18 protein-coding genes are annotated in these 20,230 nt (G+C 76.2%); 8 read left to right on the top strand and 10 right to left on the bottom strand.

Annotation, left to right across the window (positions count from 1 at the left end):
* Positions 1–7 precede the first annotated feature (7 nt).
* From ACZ4W5_RS08645 to ACZ4W5_RS08625, 5 genes are all read right to left on the bottom strand, one after another.
* On the bottom strand, positions 8–1,021 hold the full coding sequence (locus ACZ4W5_RS08645) for a hypothetical protein (protein ID WP_465653629.1): 1,014 nt from the start codon (positions 1,019–1,021) through the stop codon (positions 8–10).
* Entirely contained in the window at positions 1,018–2,019 is a 1,002-nt protein-coding gene (locus ACZ4W5_RS08640) for a hypothetical protein (protein WP_465653628.1), read from the bottom strand. The genes ACZ4W5_RS08645 and ACZ4W5_RS08640 overlap by 4 nt, the downstream gene beginning before the upstream one ends.
* A 245-nt stretch (positions 2,020–2,264) precedes the next feature.
* Positions 2,265–2,738, bottom strand: coding sequence for an ATP-binding protein (locus ACZ4W5_RS08635; RefSeq protein ID WP_360234143.1), 474 nt, complete (start codon positions 2,736–2,738; stop codon positions 2,265–2,267).
* Between the two features lie 185 nt (positions 2,739–2,923).
* Positions 2,924–3,367 (bottom strand): STAS domain-containing protein, encoded by a 444-nt coding sequence (locus ACZ4W5_RS08630; protein WP_360234146.1) that lies wholly within the window; start codon positions 3,365–3,367, stop codon positions 2,924–2,926.
* A gap of 142 nt (positions 3,368–3,509) precedes the next feature.
* Entirely contained in the window at positions 3,510–4,433 is a 924-nt protein-coding gene (locus tag ACZ4W5_RS08625; RefSeq protein WP_465653627.1) for an RNA polymerase sigma factor SigF, read from the bottom strand.
* A 206-nt stretch (positions 4,434–4,639) separates the two neighbouring features.
* Between ACZ4W5_RS08625 and ACZ4W5_RS08620 the strand changes: the two genes are divergently transcribed.
* The 6 genes from ACZ4W5_RS08620 to ACZ4W5_RS08595 all read left to right on the top strand — a co-directional run bounded on the left by ACZ4W5_RS08620 (position 4,640) and on the right by ACZ4W5_RS08595 (position 8,652).
* Entirely contained in the window at positions 4,640–5,083 is a 444-nt protein-coding gene (locus tag ACZ4W5_RS08620; protein ID WP_360234153.1) for an SRPBCC family protein, read from the top strand.
* Between the two features lie 74 nt (positions 5,084–5,157).
* The gene (locus ACZ4W5_RS08615) at positions 5,158–5,526 is read left to right on the top strand and encodes a PRC-barrel domain-containing protein (RefSeq protein WP_360234155.1); all 369 of its coding nucleotides are present in this window, start codon (positions 5,158–5,160) and stop codon (positions 5,524–5,526) included.
* A 98-nt stretch (positions 5,527–5,624) separates the two neighbouring features.
* The gene (locus tag ACZ4W5_RS08610) at positions 5,625–6,020 is read left to right on the top strand and encodes an SsgA family sporulation/cell division regulator (RefSeq protein ID WP_360234158.1); all 396 of its coding nucleotides are present in this window, start codon (positions 5,625–5,627) and stop codon (positions 6,018–6,020) included.
* Positions 6,021–6,134: 114 nt separating this feature from the next.
* On the top strand, positions 6,135–6,338 hold the full coding sequence (locus ACZ4W5_RS08605; RefSeq protein ID WP_360234161.1) for a hypothetical protein: 204 nt from the start codon (positions 6,135–6,137) through the stop codon (positions 6,336–6,338).
* A gap of 127 nt (positions 6,339–6,465) precedes the next feature.
* Positions 6,466–7,791 (top strand): mechanosensitive ion channel family protein, encoded by a 1,326-nt coding sequence (locus ACZ4W5_RS08600; protein WP_465653626.1) that lies wholly within the window; start codon positions 6,466–6,468, stop codon positions 7,789–7,791.
* A gap of 27 nt (positions 7,792–7,818) precedes the next feature.
* Positions 7,819–8,652 carry an ATP-grasp domain-containing protein gene (locus tag ACZ4W5_RS08595; protein ID WP_465653625.1) on the top strand — a complete coding sequence of 278 codons (834 nt, stop codon included), beginning with the start codon at positions 7,819–7,821 and terminating at the stop codon, positions 8,650–8,652.
* Between the two features lie 6 nt (positions 8,653–8,658).
* Here ACZ4W5_RS08595 and ACZ4W5_RS08590 read toward each other — a convergent pair whose 3' ends face one another.
* The gene (locus tag ACZ4W5_RS08590) at positions 8,659–9,525 is read right to left on the bottom strand and encodes an NAD-dependent protein deacetylase (protein ID WP_360234170.1); all 867 of its coding nucleotides are present in this window, start codon (positions 9,523–9,525) and stop codon (positions 8,659–8,661) included.
* Positions 9,526–9,792: 267 nt separating this feature from the next.
* Between ACZ4W5_RS08590 and ACZ4W5_RS08585 the strand changes: the two genes are divergently transcribed.
* Positions 9,793–10,959, top strand: coding sequence for an alanine--tRNA ligase-related protein (locus ACZ4W5_RS08585; RefSeq protein ID WP_465653624.1), 1,167 nt, complete (start codon positions 9,793–9,795; stop codon positions 10,957–10,959).
* A gap of 195 nt (positions 10,960–11,154) precedes the next feature.
* On the top strand, positions 11,155–14,139 hold the full coding sequence (locus tag ACZ4W5_RS08580) for an AfsR/SARP family transcriptional regulator (protein ID WP_465653623.1): 2,985 nt from the start codon (positions 11,155–11,157) through the stop codon (positions 14,137–14,139).
* Between the two features lie 97 nt (positions 14,140–14,236).
* Here the strand turns inward: ACZ4W5_RS08580 and ACZ4W5_RS08575 are convergent, their stop codons facing one another.
* The 4 genes from ACZ4W5_RS08575 to ACZ4W5_RS08560 form a co-directional block, all read right to left on the bottom strand.
* A complete protein-coding gene (locus ACZ4W5_RS08575; protein ID WP_465653622.1) occupies positions 14,237–14,500 on the bottom strand; it encodes a hypothetical protein in 264 nt (87 codons plus the stop codon).
* A 123-nt stretch (positions 14,501–14,623) separates the two neighbouring features.
* On the bottom strand, positions 14,624–16,204 hold the full coding sequence (locus ACZ4W5_RS08570) for a SagB/ThcOx family dehydrogenase (protein ID WP_465653621.1): 1,581 nt from the start codon (positions 16,202–16,204) through the stop codon (positions 14,624–14,626).
* A 55-nt stretch (positions 16,205–16,259) separates the two neighbouring features.
* Positions 16,260–18,284 carry a TOMM precursor leader peptide-binding protein gene (locus ACZ4W5_RS08565; protein ID WP_465653620.1) on the bottom strand — a complete coding sequence of 675 codons (2,025 nt, stop codon included), beginning with the start codon at positions 18,282–18,284 and terminating at the stop codon, positions 16,260–16,262.
* A complete protein-coding gene (locus ACZ4W5_RS08560) occupies positions 18,277–20,229 on the bottom strand; it encodes a hypothetical protein (RefSeq protein WP_465653619.1) in 1,953 nt (650 codons plus the stop codon). The genes ACZ4W5_RS08565 and ACZ4W5_RS08560 overlap by 8 nt, the downstream gene beginning before the upstream one ends.
* Position 20,230: the final 1 nt, after the last annotated feature.

Here is a 20,230-nt window from a genome sequence, read left to right as displayed (position 1 = left end):
GCAGGGGTCAGACCAGCGGTGCCCAACCCCCCTCGGGCGTCCGCCGGTACCGGGCGGTGGGCCGGGCTCCGCCCCGGTGCGGCGGCACCTCGACCAGGCCGCCCTCCGGGGCAGCGGCCGCCGCGCGGCCCCCCGGGCCCGGCGAGGGGTCGGGCGCCGGGGTGAAGCCGGGACGCACCGTGAGGCAGTAGTTCAGCGCGCTGAACGTCTGCGCCACCACGGTGCTGACGTTCACGCTCGACGGGCTGTCCACCACGATGTTCTTCACCAGCTTGCCGGTGCCGTTCACGCTCAACTCACCGACCGTGCGGGTCATCGCGTTCAGCACCCCGAACTGCAGCTCGTCGCCCGACTTCACGGTGAACTTCACCTGGGTGGTCTCGGTGCTGGTCCGCTTCCAGGTGTGCGAGTACGCGGCCTGGAAGGCGAGCGCGTAGCTGGCCTGCGCGCTGAGCATGAGCTCGGCGGAGCCGGAGACCGTGCCGCCGACGCCGATCGAGGCGCCGTTGACGACGTCCGTGGTGGGGCCCTTGTCCGCCGACGGGCCGTGGTCCGTGTGGCTGATCCCGGTGGTGTTGTCGACGCCGGCGCTGGCCTCCACCGTGGTGGTGTTGTCGACGGTGCCCACCAGGGTCGCGCTGCCGGAGATCTCGCCCGCGATGTTGTCGGTGGTGCTCGACTCCAGCGACACCGTCCGCTCCACCGTCATCGGCTTGTTGGTGCAGTTGATCACCGCGTTCCCGGCCGAGACCACCGCCGTGGTGCGCTCCCGGGAGAGCCCCGGGATGATCCGGAACGAGCACCCGTGCTCCTGCCCGCAGCCGTGCGCCACGGCGCGGGCGTCGGGCAGCGGGGCGCCCCCGTCGAAGGCCTGAGCCACCAGGGGCGCGTCCGGATCGGCCGCCGGGGCGTCGGCGCCGCCCTCGGCGAGGGCGGGCGCGACCGAGGCCAGCAGGGTGGCCAGCGCGGCCGTCAGGACCAGCGAGCGGTACGGCACGGCGTGCCCGGCCCGGCGCTTCACCGCTGCTCCCAGGTGCCCTGCGCGGTCCGGACGTACACGGCGTCCGGCACCCGCCCCGGCGGCTCCGGCGCGGTCTCGATCAGCCCGCCGCCGGCCGACCGGCGACCGCCCGGCCCCGGGTTGCCGCCGGAGCCCGAACTCGGGCGCAGCGAGAGGCACTTGTCCGGCCGGGCGAAGGTCTGGGCGACCACCGAGCTGACGTTGACGCTGGAGGGGCTGTCCACCGTCACGTTCTTGATCAGCTTGTCGGTGCCGTTCACCGCCAGCTCCCCGACCGTGCGCGCCGTCGCGTTCAGCACCCCGAACTGGATCTCGTCACCGGGGCTGACGGTGAAGACCACCCTGGTGGACTCGGTGCTCTGGACCTGCCACTCGCGCGAGAAGGAGGCCTTGAAGGCCTGGGCGTAGGTGGCCTTGGCGCCCAGGTGCAGCGCGTTGGAGGCGCCGACCGTCACCGGGAAGGCGACGGTGTTCTCCACCTTGTCCTCCGTGTACGGGCCCGTGTCCTTGCTCGGCCCGATCTGGTTGACGCTGTTGGTCATGCCCGGCTTCACGGTGCCCGTGGCCGCGGCGGTCACCGTGGTGTCCACCCCGCCCTCCAGGGTGGCGGTGCCGGAGATCGCACCGCTGATGTTGTCGGTGCTGCTGGTCACGAAGGTGACGGTGCGGTCGATCTCCATGTCCGAGTCGGTGCAGTTGATCGCCGCGTTGCCCACCGAGAGCACGGCGCCCATGAACTCGCGCGGCGCCCGGTCGTACATCCGGAAGCTGCACGCCGAGGGCTTGTCGCACAGCCTGGTCACCTCCGCCGCGGAGGCCAGCGGCTTCTCCCCGGCCAAGGCCTGCGCCACCGGGAGCGCCGGGCGCGTGGCCCCGCCGCCGTCGGCGGCGCCGCTCGGCACCGCGAGCGGGACCAGGACGGCTATGGCGGCCCCGGGGACCAGCAGGGCGAACCGGGCGGCGTACCGCCACGTCGGCGGGCGTGCGGAGACGACCACGGATGCTCTCCTCTTCCTCGGAGGGTGGGTGCCGACCGGGTCGGACCGGGCCCGGGCCGGTGGTTCCGGTGCCCGGGTGCTCCCGTGCCAGAGTGCCCGGGCGCTCCGGTGTGAGGGTGCTCCGGTGTCAGGGTGCTCCGGTGCCCGGGGTGCGTCGGCTTCCCCATCCTCCGCGAGAGTCGCATCGCAAGCGAACGGTCGGCGCGTGATCGTGCGCCATTCGATGATCCGTCAGTGCGCGCCCGTCAGTTGCCGGGCCGCTCCGGGGGCCGGGCGTCGATCTCGGCCCAGACCGTCTTGCCGTCGTCGTGCGGCACCGCGCCCCAGCGGGTGGCGGCCTTCTGCACGATGAACAGCCCGTGCCCGCCCGGCAGGCCCGGGCGGTGCGGCCGGCGCGGCTCGGGCAGGTCGGTCGAGCGGTCGCTGACCTCGATCCGCAGCCGGGCCGCGGAGGCGTCCAGGACGAGGTCGACGGGGCCGCCCGCGTGCAGCATGGCGTTGGCGACCAGTTCGGCGACCAGCAGCACGATGTCGTCCTCGGCCCCGCCCGGGCCGGTCGGCCAGGACCAGTCGGCGACGGCCTGCGCGGTGTACGCCCGGGCCCGGGCGACGGGCTTGGGCTGCCCGGCCAGGTGCAGGCGCCGGCGCTGGCCGCCGGGCGGCAGGGTGGGTCCGGTGCCCGGCCGGTCGCCGTCCAGGGTGGCCCGGCTGGTCGTCATGTGCGGGTTCCCCTTCGGTTCCGGTTCGGTTCCCGTTCGGTTCCGGCGCCGTGCTCCCGGCGCCGGGTGCCGCTGTGTACGGCTGTGTACCACTGCGTACCGCTGTGTTCCACGTCGTTCCGCTGTCGTCTGCTCGGTTTCCCGACCACAAACGAATTATGCGTGCCGACGGGCGGCCGCGGCGCTCACCGGGGTGCGGTGGCCGCGGCCTCCACGGTCGGGTGGAGCGAGAACACGGCGTCCGTGCAGGTCAGTTCCAGCAGCCGCTGCACCGTGACGGACGGCGCCGCGAGCCGGAAGTCCACGTCCGCCGCCGCGGCCGAGAGCCGGGTCTGCAGCAGCAGGTTGAGGCCGGAGGAGTCGCAGAAGCCGACCTGGGCGAGGTCGACGACGAGCAGCGGCGGGCGCTGCTCCACCAGTTGGTCGAGGGTGCTCCGGGCGGGGGCCAGGGTCTCGATGTCGAGATCGCCGGCCAGGGCGCAGACGGCCGCCCCCGCGTCGGTGCACCAGGTGTGCACGGCCAGGTCGGGCCCGAGCGGGGCGCCCGCCCCGGAGGCGTCGGAGGGTGCGGTGGTCGGCGGCACGGTCACGGACTCGTTCTCTGCGGGCATCGTCTTCTCGGCTGGCATCGTCGTCGTGTTCCCCTCAACGGGTGTGCTCCACGAGCGTACGCACGCCACCCGGCCCGGGACCAGGCCGGGGGGCAAACCGGCCGGGTGGCGGTGGGTGGCGTGCGTCGTGTGGCGGTGCGCCCGGTGACCGTGCGGCGGTTCAGTCGGCGGTGAGGTCCGCGCGCAGGTGTTTCAGGGTCCGGCTGAGGAGCCGGGAGACGTGCATCTGGGACAGCCCCAGGCGGGCACCGATCTGCGACTGGGTGAGCTCCTCGCCGAAGCGCATCGACAGGATCTGCCGGTCGCGTTCCGGCAGGGCGGCGACCAGGGGCTTGAGCACGATCAGGTTCTCCACCGTGTCGAACCGCGGGTCCTCCTCGCCGAGCCGCTGGGCGAGCGGGCCCAGCTCCTCCTCACTCTCGGTCACCGGGGCGTCCAGGGATCCCGCGGTGTGGCCGTTGGCGGCGGCGAGGCCCTCGACCACCTCCTCCGGCGACAGGTCGAGGTGCTCCGCCAGCTCGGCCACCGTGGGCGCCCGGCCCAGCCGTTGGAACAGCACGTCGCGGGCCTTGGCGAGGGTGATCCGCAGTTCCTGGAGGCGGCGCGGCACGTGCACGGCCCAGGTGGAGTCCCGGAAGTGGCGGCGGATCTCGCCGAGGATGGTCGGCAGCGCGAAGGTCACGAACTCGGCGCCGTGGTCCGGGTCGTAGCGGTCGATCGCCTTGATCAGGCCGAGCGAGCCGACCTGGAGCAGGTCCTCCTCGGGCTCCTGGCGGTTGCCGACCCGGCGGATCGCGAAGCGCACCAGCGACAGGTTGAGCTCGATCAGCGTGGCCCGGACGTACGAGTACTCGGGAGTGCCCTCCTCCAGCGTGGCGAGCCGGGCCAGCAGCACCCTGGTCAGCTCCCGCGCGTCTGCGGGGGCGACCTGCTGCGGGTCCTCGATGCCGGCGAGCTCGGGCAGTTCCGGGTGCCCCGGGTGCCCGGGGAGCCCGGGGAGCCCGTGGACGACGGCCCGGCGGGCGGCCTGGTCCGGGGCCGGGGCGGTCACGCGGTGGAGGAGTTCGTCACTGGTCGTGGCCATGTCGGTCCTTTCCCCTCGGCGTACGGTCCGTCCCCGGGTACCCGCCGTGGACCGTTCCATGCCGGTTCCCCTTGTGAGGATTGCGTGAACGAACGACCCGGGCCGCGCTGCGGTGACACTCGCCACACTCCGCGCATGCCGCCCGGGGAACGGGGCACCCGGACGGGACAGGACCGGAGCGCGAGGAGGAGAGGGAGGACCGGACGATGGGACGGATCGAGGAATCGGTCGAGATCGCGGCGCCGCTCGGCGAGGTCTACCGGCACTGGGTGCACTGCGAGGACTTCCCGCAGTTCATGCGCGGCGTGGTCAGCGTGGACGTCACGGGCGGCGGCGCCAGCAGCTGGGTGGTCGAAACGGCCGGCGGCCGCCGGGAGTTCGAGGCCGTGACCACCGAGGTGGTGGAGGGCGAGCGGGTGGCCTGGGACGGCGGAACGGGCCCGGTGCGGCACAGCGGCGTGGTGACCTTCCACCACGTGGACGACCGCACCACCCGGATCATGCTCCAGCTGGAGGTCGAACCGCACGGGCTCTGGGCCCACCTCGCCGAGGCGCTCGGCTTCGTGGACCGCCGGATCATCGACGACCTGAACGACTTCAAGCACCACGTCGAGCGGGACACCGCGCCCGGCACCGCCCCGGGGGCATGAACGCCCGGATCGGGGGCAGCCGAGCCGTACCGGCCCGAACGGGACCGGACGGGACGGAACGAACGGAGGCAGTCATGACCGCACGCCGCACCATCTGGGAATTCCGCACCTCCGCCGGCCACACCGCCGGCACCGACCTCATCGGCTTCCACGTCGAGGCCACCGACGGCGCGATCGGCAAGGTCGACAAGCTGTCCGAGGAGGTCGACGAGCAGTACCTGGTCGTCGACACCGGGCCGTGGATCCTCGGCCGACGCGTGCTGCTCCCGGCCGGGACCGTGACCCGGATCGAGATCGGCGAGCGGAAGGTCTACGTCGACCGCTCCAGGGACGAGATCCGCAACAGCCCCGACCTCGACGCCGGCGGGCCCGACCAGGAGATCGACACCCGCGGGCGCTTCGGGCCCTACTGGGACCCGTACTACGGCGGCCGGATCCTCTGACCGGGCCGCCCGAAGCACAGACCGACAGTCAGCGACGACGGACGGGGGGCGGCCCCCAGGCTCCCCCCGTCCGGACCACCCGGGAAGGGGAACCCTCCATGGAACGTCTCACCACCCGGATCACCATGCGACTGATGACCGGCGACGACCGCAGCCGGGACCTGGACGTCGACTGGTCCTACCGGGACGACGAACCCCACGCGGCGGAGCTGGACTTCACCTCCTACCAGGCGAACGCGGTCTGGTCGCTCTCCCGCGACCTGCTGCTCGCCGGGCTGCACGCGCCCGCCGGCGAGGGCGACGTCCACGTCACGCCGTTCGACGACACCCACGTCCTGATCGCGCTGGCCGGCGCCGAGGGCGTCGCCCTGCTCGCGGCCCCCGCGGCGGCGGTCGCCGGGTTCCTGGCCCGGACCGTACGGCTGGTCCCGCCGGGGCAGGAGCACGAGCGGATCGACTGGGACCGCGGCCTGCACGACTTACTGGCCGCCTGAACCACCGGCCGGCCACCTGCACCGACTGCACCGAACCCGACGAGTGCACCGAACCCGCCGAGCCCGGCGGACCCGCCGGGCCGTACGGCACCGCACCGAGAGGAGCACCCGCCCATGACCACCGCCCCCGCCCGCCCCGGTCAGCCGCCGCCCGCGCCGGAGCCCCCGGCGCCGCCGTCCAGGCCGCTGCTGCCCGACCCGCCGCCCCCGCCCGGCTCGCCCGTCCCCCCGCCGGGCCCGCGCCCGGTGCACCGGCCGGCCCCCGAACCGGCCGCCCCGCAGCCGGGCCGGCCCCACCCGGTCGAGCCGCCCGACTGAACCGGCCAACCGAACCGGCCGACTGAACCGCCCGACCGAGCCGGCCGACCGAACCGGCCCACCCCCGGGCCCCGGCCCGGGCCCCCTCCCCCAACTCGCTTGCCAGCAGCGGAAAGGAGAGCCGCAGATGTGGTGGAGCCTGCTCCGCCTGGCCGTCGTCGGCGTCGTGGCCGCCCTCCTCACCTACGGCCTGGACCGGGCCGTCCGGTCGGCGGCCCGGCGGCTCTCGGCCCCCCGGGGTGTCGGTGACGTGCCGGAGGTGCTGCGCCGGTGCCGCCACCCGGTGCTGGCGCTGACGGCCTGCCTGCTGCTCTCCGCCGCGCTGCCGTGGATCGCCGCCCCGCCCGCCGCCCGCGAGGGGCTGCGGCACCTGGCGGTGATCCTGGCGATCACCTCCGGCGGCTGGCTGTGCGGCCGGCTGGTGGCGATCCTGGCGGAGGGCGCCGCCCGGCTCGCCGTGCACCGCCGCGAGCCGGCCTGGGCGGGCCGCGCCCGGACCCAGGCCGTCCTGCTCGGCCGGATCTGCCAGGCGGTGGTCGCCGTGGTGACCCTGGGCGCGGTGCTGATGACCTTCCCGGCGGTGCGCGGCGTGGGCACCAGCCTGCTGGCCTCCGCCGGACTGGTCGGCGTGGTGGCGGGCGTGGCCGCCCAGAGCACCCTGGCCAATGTCTTCGCCGGGGTGCAGCTGGCCTTCGGCGACCTGGCCCGGATCGGCGACGTCGTGGTGGTGGCCGGTGAGTGGGGGACGGTCGAGGAGATCACCCTGACCGCCGTGGTGATCGAGACCTGGGACCAGCGGCGGCTGATGATGCCGATGTCGTACTTCGTCGGGCGGCCGTTCGAGAACTGGTCCCGCCGCTCCAGCCGGATCACCGGCACCGCGCTGCTCCACCTCGACCACCACGCCCCGATCGGGCTGCTGCGCGAGGAGTTCGAGGACTACCTGGCCAAGTGCGAGCTCTGGGACGGCCGGGGCAGCGCCCTCCAGGTGGTCGACACCACGCCGACCACCATCGTGGTCCGGGTGCTGGCCACGGCGGCGGACGGCAGCGACGCCTTCGAACTGCGCTGCCGGCTCCGCGAGCACCTGATCGGCTACCTGCGCGACCGGCACCCGTACGCGCTGCCGCGCATCCCGGTGGCGGAGGCGCCCGCGCGGGACCCGGACGGCCGGGGGGAGCCCCGCACCCCCCGGGCGGGGGGGGGGGGGGGGGGGGGGGGGGGGGGGGGGACGCCCCCCCCCCCCCCCCCCCCCCCCCCCCCCCCGCCGCCCCGCTCCCGGGCCCGGACCCGCGCACGCCGCCGCCGCGCACACCACCGCCGCGCACGCCGCCGCCGTGACGGCCCGGCCGATCAGCTGGAGGCTCTGCGGCAGCCCGTCGGCGGATCCGTCCGACCCACCGGCGTCCGTCCGACCCACCGGCGTCCGTCCGACCCACCGGCGTTAGGGTGAACGGATCGAATGATCACCAGGAGAGTCATGACCGCCGCCAAGCCCAGCGTCCTGCTCGTCACCGACCTCGCCTACCAGGCCCGGGGGCGCCGCTACTGCGACGAGGACATCCAGCTCTCCGCCCGGCTGCGCGAGGACTTCGACCTCGCCCTCTGCCACCCGCTCGACGCGGCCGCGCTGCTGGACCGCTTCGACCTGGTACTGGTCCGCAACAGCGGTCCGGTGCTCAACTACCGCGCCGCGTACGAGCGCTTCCGGGAGCAGGCACTCGACCGCGGCACCCGCGTCTACAACCAGCTCACCGGGAGCGCCGACCAGGCCGGCAAGCAGTACCTGCTCGACCTCACCGCCACCGGGCACCCCGTCATCCCCACCGTCGACCGCGTCGCGGACCTCGACCGGCTGCCCGTGGTGCCCGAGTACGTGGTCAAGCCGAAGCTCGGCGCCGACTCCATCGGCCTGCGGGTCGTCCCCCGCGAGCGGCTCGACACCGTCGCGCAGGCCCGGGACGTCCTGATCCAGCCGCTGGTGCCGTTCCGCTACGAGGTCTCGTTCTACTTCGTCGACGACGCCTTCCAGTACGCCCTGCACGCCCCCGACCCGGAGCGGCGCTGGCACCTCGAACCGTACGAACCCACCGCCGCCGACCTGGAGTTCGCCCGGCGCTTCATCGCCTGGAACAGCATCGAGCACGGCATCCAGCGGGTCGACGCCTGCCGCACCCCGGAGGGGGAGCTGCTCCTGGTCGAGCTGGAGGACCTCAACCCCTACCTGTCGCTCGACCTGGTCGACCCGGCCGTCCGGGACCGCTTCGTCGACGCCCTCAAGGCCGCGCTGCACGCCTTCGTCAGGTCGTCCTGACGCCCGTCACCCGGCCCTGACCTGCCGGGCGGCCTCGGTCAGCACCGCGCCCAGCGGCAGGTCGACCCGGGCCACCGCCAGCTCGTCCCCGCGGGTCGCGCCCTGGTTGACGATCACCACCGGCGTGCCCGCGCGGGCGGCCCGGCGCACGAAGCGCAGCCCCGACATGACCGTGAGCGAGGAGCCCAGCACCAGCAACCCCTGGGCCGCGTCCACGAGTTCGAAGCAGCGCTCGACCCTCGGCCGGGGCACGCTCTCGCCGAAGAAGACCACGTCCGGCTTGAGCACGCCCCCGCACGCCGCGCACGGGGCGACCCGGAAGGCGGCCACCGGCTCCGGCGCCAACTCGGCGTCGCCGTCCGGGTTGACCCGGGCCGGGCCGTCCCGGAAACCGCCGTTCAGCTCCTCCAGCCGGCGGTCCAGCTCGCTGCGCGGGCTGGTCCGGCGGCAGTCCAGGCAGACCACCCGGTGCAGCCCGCCGTGCAGTTCCACCGCCGTACGGGTGCCGGCCGCGCGGTGCAGGCCGTCCACGTTCTGGGTGATCACCGCCGAGACGTGCCCGGACCGCCGCAGCTGCTCCACCGCCCGGTGCCCGGCGTTCGGCTCGGCCCCCGCGATCGCCCGCCAGCCGACGTGGCTGCGCGCCCAGTACCGCTGCCGGGCCGCCGCGCTCCCGGTGAACTCCTGGAAGGTCATCGGCGCCGCGCGCCGCCGGCTGCCCGTCTCGCCCCGGTAGTCCGGGATCCCGGACTCGGTGGACAGGCCGGCCCCGCTGAGCACCACCGCCCCGCGCCCGGCCAGCAGCCGCACCAGCGCCGCCAGGCCGGCCGCATCGGCCGCCGTGGCGCCGGGAGTCGTCGCGAACGCGTCCATGCCGTCCAGGGTAGGACGGCGGCCCGGAAAACCGGTGGTCGCCGGTGGGGCCGGGCGTTACCCTCGGGGGCATGGACGTCATGGACCGAAGCACCAGCGCAGCCGCGCGAGCCGCCAGCTCGCCGGTTGCCGCCGCCTGACGTACCCCCTCCCCCGGCGACCGGAAACGGTCCGCCGGTGGTGTTCCCGGGGCGTTCGCTCCCCCGGTCCCGATGATCGCGCGGCTCGTTCTCCGGCGCCTCCCTCCCCCGAGAAGGAGCCACCGCCATGAACACCGACCAGCTCGTCCGCGTCTTCACCGAGTACTTCGAGGAGCGCGGCCACCGCCGGATCATCGGCTCCACCCTGCTGCCCCCGCCCGGCGACCCGGTGCTGTTCACCACCTCCGGCATGCACCCGCTCACCCCGTACCTGGAGGGCCGTCCGCATCCGCTCGGGAGGCGGCTGGTCAACCGGCAGCGGTGCCTGCGCACCACCGACCTGGACGAGGTCGGCGACCGCACCCACCTCACCGTCTTCGAGATGCTCGGCAGTTGGTCGCTGGGCGACTACGAGGGCCCGCAGAGCCTCGACTGGGGCTACGGACTGCTCACCGACGGCCTCGGCATCGACCCGGGCCGGCTCCACGTCACCGTCTTCGGCGGGGACGACCGGGTCGGGCCGGACACCGGCTCGCTGGAGCTCTGGCAGGACCGCGGGGTCCCGGTCGAGCTGACCGTCGAGGACAACTGGTGGTCCAACGGGCCGACCGGCCCCTGCGGCCCCGACTCGGAGATCTTCCTCTGGACCGGCGACACCCCGCCGGAGTCGACCCCGACCCGGGACGACCGCTGGGTGGAGGTGTGGAACCACGTGATGATGCGTCACCGCCGGCTCGACGACGGCTCGCTGGTGCCGCTCCCCCAGCGCAACGTGGACACCGGGCTCGGCCTGGAACGGCTCTCCTCGCTGCTCCAGGGCCGCTCCTCGGTCTTCGAGTGCGACGTCTTCGACCCCTGGCGCCGCCTGCTGCCGCCGCTGTGGGAGCTGGACGAGCCGTCGCTGCGCCTGGTCGGCGACCACCTGCGCTCGTCCGTCGTGGTGATCGGCGACGGCGTGCTCCCCGGCAACACCGGCCGCGGCTACGTGCTGCGCCGTCTGGTCCGCCGGGTGCTCACCGTGCTGCGCCGCGACGACCCGCGGCGCGGGCTCGGGGACCTGCCGCAGGAGCTGGTGCGGCACACCCTGGACCGCTTCGGCCAGGACGTGGACCCGGAGTCGGTGCGCCGGGTGCTGCTCGACGAGGAGCAGCGCTTCGACCGCCTGCTGGAGCGCGGCCGCCGGCTGCTCTCCAGCCCCCGCTTCCGCGGCCCGCTCGGCGAGGACGACCTCCGCTACCTCCACGACACCCACGGCCTGCCGCGCGAGCTGGTCCTCGAACTGCGTTCGCAGTGACGGACGGTGGCGGGGGCGGTACGGCCGGCCGTGCCGTTCCGCCCCCGGACCCCGCCCCAGACCCCGACCCCGGCCCGACCCCGGCCCCGGTCGCCGCCGCCGAGGGGCGCTGACCCGACCGGCGCGGCGGCCCTGGTGGATCGGGCTGGTGCGTGTAAGGTAAGTCGACTTTTCGGGGGGCGGGGGAAACGGAACGTGGTTCAGGACGAGTGCGCGCCGGCACGGCTGCGGTTCAGCCTGCTGGGGCCGATCGGCATCGAGGCCGACGGACGGGCCGTGCCCCCGGGCCCGCCCCAGCAGCGGGCGATGCTGGCGGCGCTGCTGCTGCGGGCCGGTCGCCCCGTCACCCTGCGCGAGCTGCTCGACGCGCTGTGGGGTGCCGAACCGCCCTCGTCCGCGGTGATGGTCCTGCGCACCTACGCCTGGCGGATCCGCCAGCGGCTGGCCGGCCCGGACGCCGACGGGCCCAACGGCACCCGCCCCAACGGCACCGGCGCTGACGGCGGCGCGCCCGTGGCGCAGCTGCTCAGCTCGGTGGGCGACGGCTACCGGCTGTCCGTACCGCCGGAGTCCGTGGACGCCCACCGGGCGGAGCGGCTGGCCGCCACCGCCGCCCGCGCCTGGCGCAAGGGGCGGCAGAAGGAGTGCGCCACCCTGCTCACCGAGGCGCTGTCCCTGTGGCAGGGCGAGCCGCTGGCCGGCGTGCCCGGGCCGCTCGCCGAGGCCGAGCGCTCCCGCCTGGCCGAGCTGCGGCTGACCCTGACGGAGCAGCGCTTCGCCGCCGAGCTCGCCCGCGGCCGGCACCACGCCCTGGTGTCCGACCTCACCGCGTTCGTCCAGCAGCACCCGCTGCGCGAGCAGAGCTACGGCTTCCTGATGCAGTCCCTGTACGCGGCCGGCCGACAGGCGGACGCACTCGCCGTCTTCGCCCGGGCCCGGCGGACGCTGGGCGAGGAACTGGGGATCGACCCCGGCCCGGAGCTGTGCGGGCTGCACGGCCGGATCCTCGCCGGCGACCCGGGCCTGCTGGCGCCCGCCCCGGCCGCAGTCCTCACCCCGGCGCCGGAGGGCGTCGTCCGCCCGGCCCAACTTCCGCCGGACATCTCGGACTTCAGCGGCCGTGCCGAGGCCGTCCGGCAACTGGCCGCGGCCCTGACCGGCGCCGACCGGACCGTCCTCGGCGTGGTCTCGATCAGCGGCATGGGCGGCATCGGCAAGAGCACGCTGGCCGTCCGGGTCGCCCACCAGGTCCGCGACCACTACCCCGACGGCCAGTTCTACGCGGACCTGCGCGGCACCAGCGGCGAACCGGCCGACGCCGGCGCCGTCCTGGGCAGCTTCCTCGGCGCGCTCGGCGTCGCCGCCACCGAGCTGCCGCGCGCCGTCGAGGACCGCTCCCGACTGCTGCGCAGCCTGCTCGACGGCCGCCGGGTCCTGCTGCTGCTCGACGACGCCCGCGACCTCACCCAGCTGCGCCCCCTGCTGCCGGGCTCCGGCGACTGCGCGGTGATCGTCACCGGCCGCACCCGGGTCCCGGGGCTGTCCTCCCGGGCCCACCTGGACCTCGACGTGTTCGCCGTCGACGAGGCCCTGGACCTGCTGCGGCAGGTCATCGGCGGGCCGCGGGTGGCGGCCGAGCCCGCCGCCGCCGACGACGTGGTCGGCCTCTGCGGCCGGCTGCCGCTCGCCGTGCGGATCGTCGCCGCCCGGCTGGCGGCCCGGCCCCGCTGGGCACTGGCCCGGCTGGTCACCGCGCTCACCGACGAACGCCACCGGCTCGACCAGCTGCGCGTCGGCGGCCTGGCCGTGACCACCGTGTTCGAGCTCGGCTACCGGCAGCTGAACGGCGTCCAGGCGTACGCCTTCCGCACCCTCGCCCCCTTCACCCGGCCGACGATCGCCCTGGATGCGGCGGCGGCCGCGCTCGGCCTGGGCCCGGAGGACGCCGAGGAGGTGCTGGAGTCCCTGGTGGACGCGGCCCTGCTGGAGTCGCCGCAGCCCGGCCGGTACCGCTACCACGAACTGCTGCGCAACTACGCCGAGCAGCGGCTGCTCCCGCCCGAACGGCCACCGGTGGCCGCCCGGCTGCTGCGCTTCCTGCTGGCGGGCGCCGTCGCGGCGTTCCAGCGGGCCGTGCCGGGGGATCCGGTCGGCACCACCTTCACCGTCGCGGGCGCCGCCCGCTTCGCCGACCTGGCCGGGGCCAGGGCCTGGGTGGTGCGGGAGTTCGACGGCATCGCCCACGCCGTCGGCGCGGCCGTGCGCTCCGCCCCCGATCCCGCGCTGCTCGACGTCGCCGCCGATCTGCTGGTCGCGTGCAGCGCCTTCGGCCGGGACATCTCCTCCGGCCGGCTGGGTTCGGTCGCCCGCGAGGTCGCCGAGGCCGCCGAGTCGGCCGGCCACCACCGGGCGGCCGGCCGGGCCCGCTTCGTCTGCGGCAACGTGGCCGTCCAGGCCACCCGGCTGGACGAGGCCCGTGAGCACACCACCCGGGCGGCGGACTCCTGCCGGCGCGCGGAGGACACCGTGATCCTCCGGCAGACCTGCAACGACCTCGGCGTCATCGCGCTGTTCCAGCAGCGGTACGCCGACGCGGTGCGCAACTTCGACCAGGCGCTCGCGCTGGCCCGCCTCCTCGGCCACCGGTCCGGGGCGCTCGCCACCGCGCTGAACGCCGCCGTCGCCCGGCTGCGCAGCGGCGCCGCCGAGGAGGCGGTGGCGATCTGCGACGAGGAACTGCTGGCCCTGCGGGACGTCCCGGACAGCCACGGGGCCGCCCACGCCCTGGGGATCCGCGGCCGCGCACTGCACGAACTCGGCCGCCACGACGAGGCGTTGGCCACCTACCAGGAGTGCCTGGAGCTGTGCCGCACGGCCGGGCTGCCCCGCCAGGAGGCGATGGCCCGCTACCGGCGCGCCGACACCCTGCGGGTGACCGGCCGACCGGCGGAGGCCCTGACGGAGGCCCGGGCGGCGGTGACCCACCTGGAGGGTGCGCGCGACGGGGAACGGGACCTGGCGTACGCGTTGCAGGTCCTGGCCCGGACCGAGGCCCAGCTCGGCGACCGCGCGGCGGCCGAGGAGCACGCGGCCCGGGCGTACGGGTCGCTGAGCGCGCTGGGGCTGCCGGAGGCGGCGGAGGCCCGGGAGCTCCTCGACCGGCTGCGGTCCGGGGCCTGAGCGGCGGATCTCCCGGATCGCCCGGATCGCCCGGATCGCCCGGATCTCTCGGGGATCCGCCGCGCTCGGGGATCCGCCGCGCTCGGGACCCGAGGGCTCAGAGCTGCTGGCCGGGCGGCAGCGGCCTGGAGGCGATGGTGTTACACTCGTCGGTCACGTCGATCCGCAACCGGGGGTTGCCGGTCTCGCCGCCCGGGGCCGTCGTCCCGGACTGGAGCGTGGCCGCCGACGGCGACGGCTGGGCGGAACGCTCCGCTGCGGCCGGGGCCGCCTGGGCGGCCGTGGCCGCGAGCAGGACGGCACCGGCGGCGAGGCCCAGCAGGGTGGCGGCGCGCTCGGCGGCCTTGGGAACGCGGTTCATGGGAGGACTCCAGTTCGTTGCGGAGGCGGTTGCTGAGGCGCACCGGAAGGTGTGCCGACTCGGTGAGCTTCGCAGCCGCCGATAGACAAATGATCAACGCGCCTCCCGGGCGGCCCGCAGGCCCTACACCGGGAAGCCGAGCGTCGGGCCGGGCCTGGGGGTGCCGATGTGCAGGGCGCTCAGGCTGGTCAGCCCGTCGGCGGGGAGGCCGAGGGCCTCGTCGGTGGCGGCGCAGGAGGCGTCGGACCGGATCCGGGCGGACAGTCCCAGTGCGGCCGCCGCCAGGGCGGCCCGTTGCAGGGCCAGCCCGGCCTCGATGTGCGCCAGGCGGTACCAGCGGTCGCCGTACGCGTCGATCCCCGCCTCCAGGGCGGCGACCGGCAGGACCGTCAGCGGCGCCTCCAGGTAGTCCAGCCGGGTCGGCGGCGCGGCCAGCCCGGCGGCGATCCGTTCCGGCGCACCCGGTGGGACGGGCAGCGGGACCAACTCCCCGCCGCGGTACGCGTAGCAGCCCGCAGTGAGGCCGGTGACGTCGCGGAGCACGCAGCACAGCGCGACCGCCGCGGGTGCCGTCGCGACCCCGGCGAGGTCGCCGGGGTACCCGGCGGCCGCGGCACCGAGCACCGCCGCCACCGCCCGCCGGTCCATCGGCACCGGGAGGAACCCGTTGCTCGCCGAGGCGCGCCGCGTGACCCCCGCGCGGAGTCCGGCCGGATCCAGGGGGGCGGCGTCGGGCAGCGGGACCGCCGGCCCGGCCCCGGGCGCGGGCGCGGGCACCGGCCGGGCGGGTTGGACCGCGTCCGGCCGTTCGGCCAGCGAGGCCCCGTGCACGGCGGCGGTGTAGGGCAGCAGCCCCAGGATCGAGGTCGGCGGTGTCACCGGCACGGCCGCTGCCGACGGCGCCGACGGTTCGCCCGGGCCGGGGGCGGGGCCGGGGCCTGGGTCGGGGCCCGAGCCTGGACCTGGGCCGGGCGCCGGGGCGGCCGGGTGGCGGAGCGTCAGGACGGCCGTGACGCTCTGCCGGTACGGGTCGAGGCCGAGCAGCGCGTCGACCGGCCGGTCGTCCTGGCGCAGCCGCACCCCGACGGTGGCGCCCAGCGACTCGGCGACCGTCTGGGCCTGGGCGAGCAGCACCCCGGTCTCCTGCTGTTGCAGCCGGTAGCCGAACTCCCGGTACTTCACGGCACTTCGCCAGAACACCGCCGTGAGCACGAGGACCAGGTCGGGCGCCTCGCCGGTGCCCGGGGCCAGGGCCCTGCGGTGGTCCCCCGGGCGGACGGCGACCAGCCGGTGCCCGACGCCGTCGTAGTGGTACACCGCCGCCGGCAGTCCGGGGGCCGCGCCGAGCGCGAGGTAGGCCTCGATCGGGTAACGGGCGCCCCCGCTCGGCGCCGGGCGGCAGTCGCCCTGGCCGGGCGGTGCGGCGAGCGCGGTGCCCGTCGCCGGGTCCACCGGGTACATCCAGTTCGCCCTGGTCCGGCCGAGCAGTTCGCGCATCAGCGTGCCCAGGACGGCCGGCCAGTCGGGCGGGCCGTCCGCCGGTTCCCACGGCAGCGGCACGGTGGGGCGGTCGGCGTGGACGAGGGTCGCGGGCGGGAGCGGGCCCGGGGACTGCGGGAGCGGTCCGGGGTGGCGGCCGTACGGCAGGTAGGCACGGGCCGCCGCGCCCGGTGCCGGGTCGGTGGGAGGAGTGCTGGGTGACACGGATGACCTCTATGGAGTGTCGGGGGGTCGGTCGCGGCGGTTCGGTCGTGGCGGTTCAGGGGAACGGGTGCGGGTCCGGGTTGAGGTCCGCCGGGGTGAGGTCCCGGTCCCGGTGGCCCAGCAGCCGGGGCACCGTCAGCAGCCGCGGCAGCCCGTGGGTGCGCCGGAACCGATGCCCGAAGGTCATCGGCAGCGTGCCGGGGACCAGCACCTTGACGCAGGACAGCCCGCCGGCCCGGTGTTCGGCCGAGGTCTGGTCGACCACCACCACGTCCAGACCGGTGCCGGTGAACCGGCCGACCAGTTCGGTGAGGTCCCCGATCAGGTCCCGGTGCTCCGGCCAGGGGGTACCGGCGGCCACGGCGGCCAGCGGCACGGGCGGCGCACCGGCGCCGAGGAAGCCCAACCGCTCCCGGGCGGCCGGGTGGCCGTACAGGGTGGCGTGGTCGTCCATCGTCCGCACCTCGGCCGGGTCCGCCAGCATCCGGGCCGCCCGGTCCGGGTCGTGCCGGCGGTCGGCGCCGGACAGGAAGCCGGTGAGCTCGGAGAGGCTGCGCAGCAGGGCCCGTTCGGCCGTCAGCGCGGTGCCCGCGCCGCAGAGCAGGTTCAGCCCGCGCGGTGGGGCGGATCCGGCGGCGGGGTCGGCCTCGGCCAGCACCCAGAAGGCGGGGACCCGGTGCTCGGTGGCGGTGGCGAACGCGCGCAGCCGGTAGCCGAGCCGGTGCCGGGCGAGCTCGGCGAGCAGCGGGATCCGGCGGTCGGCGGCCGAGGCCAGGTCGACCTCCGGCGCGGGCAGCCGGGCGTACCAGGTGAGCAGGAAGGCGTCGCGCTCGGCGACCTCCAGCAGGCCGTGCAGCACCGCCTCGGCCGGGCAGTTGCCGAGGGCGCAGCCGTTGGAGGTCTCGAACACGAAGGAGTCGTCGAGCCGACCGCGGTTGTAGTAGGCGTAGCTCTCCGGCACCAGGACGGGCAGGCCCCGGGCGAAGGAGTACCCCCACACCCAGCGCAGTTCCCGGTCGGGGGTGTACGGCGCGAACGGGAAGCCGGGGAGGTCGTGCTGCTCGGGGTGGTGCAGGCCGAGCCGCCGGGGGTCCACGGCGTGGTCCGCGATGTCGCGGAACCGGGCCGTGACGGTGGTGCGCCGACCGCGCGGCGCCTCGCCGCCCAGGCGCTCCAGGGCCTCCAGGACGGCGGCGAGCCGGGTCGAGCCGAGGTCGGTGGCGTGGCCGTAGCCGTTGGCGCTGGCGTGCACGGCCCGGGAGGGGGCCGTGCGGGCGGTGGCGCACAGGGCGGCGGGGGTGGACCAGGTGTCCACCGATGCGATCACGCCGGTGACCGGGTCGACGTAGCGGTCCGCGAGGACCTCCGGGTCCGGCTGCGCGGTGCGGGGCACGTCCGGGTGGAGCTTCGGCGCGGGCGGCAGCACGAGTACGGCCGCCGCCGCGCTGTCGGCGGGCAGGGCGCCGCAGTCCGGGCAGTACGGGTGCGGCAGCAGGGCGCTGCGGGAGGTCTCGCCGCTGTCCGCCGCCACCCGCAGCACCGCGTCGGCGGTGCGGGGCGTGACGGGGGCGGGGGCGTGGGTGGAGGCCGGGTCGGCGAACGCGGCGAGCCGGGCCGTCTCCTCGGTGACGAGCTCCCGGACGGCGTCGAGCAGCAGCGGGTTGGTCCGCAGCGCCGGCAGGTCGGGCGGGAGCAGCTCACGGCGGGCCGGCTCCGCGCTGTTGTCGCGCTCACGCAGCTCGGCGCAGCCCGGGCAGCCGGGACGGCCGGGGAGACCGGCGGGCCCGAGCACCACCTGTCCGGCGAGCAGTCGGACCGGCAGCCAGGGGCGGCCGTGCGCTGCCGCCCAAGCCCGTCCCCGGCGCAGCGGCTCGCGGTCGCCCGGGCCGACGGTGGTGACCACCAGGACGTCCGGGACGTTCGGGATGTTCGGGACGTCCGGGCCGGGCTGCCCCAGGGCCTCGGCGGTGACGGTCCGCCAGTCGGGGTCGGCGGCGAGCCAGGGCGAGCCGAGCAGCGCGACGGTGACCGCGCCACGAGTGCCACGAGCGACGCGAGCGGGTGTGCGGAGGTCAGTCACGGAGCAGCACCACCCGGGTGAGGTCGGGCAGGACCGCGGTCGCCTGCGGGTCGAGGTCCAGCGGTACGGCGACGGCCCGCAGGCCGGTGGTGGTCCGCAGCGCCGCGGCCAGCGCCGCCAGGTCCGGGGCGACGGCCGCGGGGCGGGCCGAGCGCCGTGGCGCGAGCTCGGGCTCGCGCCCGGGCACGCCGATCGGCGGAACCGGCTCGGGCCGGTAGCCGGGCTGGTCCTCCGTCCTGGACTGCCAGGCCAGCAGCGCGCGTTCGGCCGAGCGGGCCACCGCCTCGGCCAGGTCGCGCCCGGCGGCGGCGACGGTGTCGGTGCCCAGCCGGGTGGCGCAGGCCGGCACGCCGGTCGCCGCGGTGAGGTCGTAGAGGGCGGGCTCGCCGACCGTGCCGAGCAGCCGCAGCAGGTGGCCGGTGCGGGGGTCGGCGGCGAAGTCCGCCGGATCGAGCGCGGTGGTCCCGGCCCGGGCGCCGCCGGGCGCCCCGGCCAGCAGTGCCTCCACCTGGTCGGCGAGGCCGAGCCAGCGCGCCTCCTCGGGCGAGCGGCCGCCCGCCGTGCCGCGCGGCCGCTGCCCGGCGGTGCGGTCCGGGAACGCGGTCGACAGCGGGACCGGGACGGTCCGGCCGTCGGCCAGGTCCACCCCCTGGAGGGTGGTGCGGCCCTCGTCCGCGGCCCGGCCGGCGGTCGCGTCCGCGGCGTAGGCCGCCAGACCGGCCAGCACGGCGCCGACCCGCGCCTCGTCCCGTTCGAGGCCCGAGCCGACGGCCGGTACGTCCAGCGGCTCGCCCCGGTAGCCGTGCGGGACGGCCCGGCAGACCCAGAGCGGGGACTGGGTGAAGTCGGCCTCGTCCACCGCGCCGAGCAGGCCGGTCCGGGCGTCGACGACGCGCGCCGCGCGGGCCAGCAGGTCCGCGTCGGCGTCCGCGTAGGCGTCCGCGTAGGCGTCCGCGGGCTGCGCCGCCGCGCCGCCGGCCACGGCCGCCGGGTGGGGCAGGACCGGGTGGCGGGAGCCGGCCAGGGTGTACAGGTCGGTGCGGGCCAGGGCGGGGGCGGCGGAGGTCCCCGGGGCGGGCGGCAGGTCGTCCAGGCCGGTCAGGGCGCGGAACAGGCCGAGGACCAGCCGGTGGGCGAGCAGCCCCGGGACGGCGCCGCCCAGCGGCGCCTCGCGGTCGCCGTCGCGCGGCGGCAGCAGCCGGTGCCAGCCGGATGCGGCGGCCCCGGCGTCGGCCGGGCCGAACCAGGCCTCGCCGCCGCCGAGCAGCAGCTGGGCCGGGGTCAGGCCGGCGGCGGCGCAGTGCTCCGCGGTCGCGATCAGCGCCCGGCGGGCGGCCCCGAAGCCCCCGTGCGCCGTCCGGACCTCCAGCACGGCCCCGACGCGCGGCTGCTCCGGCAGGTCCGACCCGTCCGTCAGGTGCACCCGCTGGGCCTGGTCCCGTCGCTGCGCCGACGCGGCCCGGCTCAGCTCACCGAACGCGGCCGCCTCGGCGACCACCTCGACGTCCCGGCACCCGGTCCGCAGCAGCGCGCGCAGCGCCGCCGCCCGGAGCGGCCCGTCGGCGACCAGTCGCACCCGGGTCTCCCGGTAGCGCTGGAAGCGGTGCTCGGCGGAGTCCAGCGCGTAGCGCAGGAACGCGATCTCCGGTGCGTACTCGCGCAGTTCGTGCTCGGTGAGGCCGTGCGGCAGGTCCTCCCGGGCGTCCTTGACGAAGCCCAGCCGGTGCAGCAGCAGCACGAGGTCCCGTACGGCGCCCTGCTTGTCCGCCGGGAGCGGGGCGGTCAGCTCGTCCAGGGTGCGGCGGCCGGTCAGGTGCGGGGTCAGCCGTCGCAGCCACTCGTACGCCTGTGGTCCGGGCAGGACCCAGGAGCGGTGGCCGGCGTGCAGGTAGGCGCCCTCGGGGACCGGCACGCAGCGGACGTCGTCGTTGAGTTGGGGTCGCATC

It is taken from the genome of Kitasatospora sp. NPDC029367, from assembly GCF_055569135.1.
Note: the sequence above shows the minus strand (reverse complement) of the source record. Positions and strands in the feature narration are given on the sequence as shown.

Bases quoted from the DNA above. Each gene is read 5' to 3' on its own strand.
- ACZ4W5_RS08635 (WP_360234143.1), bottom strand. From the start codon at position 2,738: ATGACGACCAGCCGGGCCACCCTGGACGGCGACCGGCCGGGCACCGGA.
- ACZ4W5_RS08630 (WP_360234146.1), bottom strand. From the start codon at position 3,367: ATGCCAGCCGAGAAGACGATGCCCGCAGAGAACGAGTCCGTGACCGTG.
- ACZ4W5_RS08625 (WP_465653627.1), bottom strand. From the start codon at position 4,433: ATGGCCACGACCAGTGACGAACTCCTCCACCGCGTGACCGCCCCGGCC.
- ACZ4W5_RS08620 (WP_360234153.1), top strand. From the start codon at position 4,640: ATGGGACGGATCGAGGAATCGGTCGAGATCGCGGCGCCGCTCGGCGAG.
- ACZ4W5_RS08615 (WP_360234155.1), top strand. From the start codon at position 5,158: ATGACCGCACGCCGCACCATCTGGGAATTCCGCACCTCCGCCGGCCAC.
- ACZ4W5_RS08610 (WP_360234158.1), top strand. From the start codon at position 5,625: ATGGAACGTCTCACCACCCGGATCACCATGCGACTGATGACCGGCGAC.
- ACZ4W5_RS08605 (WP_360234161.1), top strand. From the start codon at position 6,135: ATGACCACCGCCCCCGCCCGCCCCGGTCAGCCGCCGCCCGCGCCGGAG.
- ACZ4W5_RS08600 (WP_465653626.1), top strand. From the start codon at position 6,466: ATGTGGTGGAGCCTGCTCCGCCTGGCCGTCGTCGGCGTCGTGGCCGCC.
- ACZ4W5_RS08595 (WP_465653625.1), top strand. From the start codon at position 7,819: ATGACCGCCGCCAAGCCCAGCGTCCTGCTCGTCACCGACCTCGCCTAC.
- ACZ4W5_RS08590 (WP_360234170.1), bottom strand. From the start codon at position 9,525: ATGGACGCGTTCGCGACGACTCCCGGCGCCACGGCGGCCGATGCGGCC.
- ACZ4W5_RS08585 (WP_465653624.1), top strand. From the start codon at position 9,793: ATGAACACCGACCAGCTCGTCCGCGTCTTCACCGAGTACTTCGAGGAG.
- ACZ4W5_RS08575 (WP_465653622.1), bottom strand. From the start codon at position 14,500: ATGAACCGCGTTCCCAAGGCCGCCGAGCGCGCCGCCACCCTGCTGGGC.
- ACZ4W5_RS08560 (WP_465653619.1), bottom strand. From the start codon at position 20,229: ATGCGACCCCAACTCAACGACGACGTCCGCTGCGTGCCGGTCCCCGAG.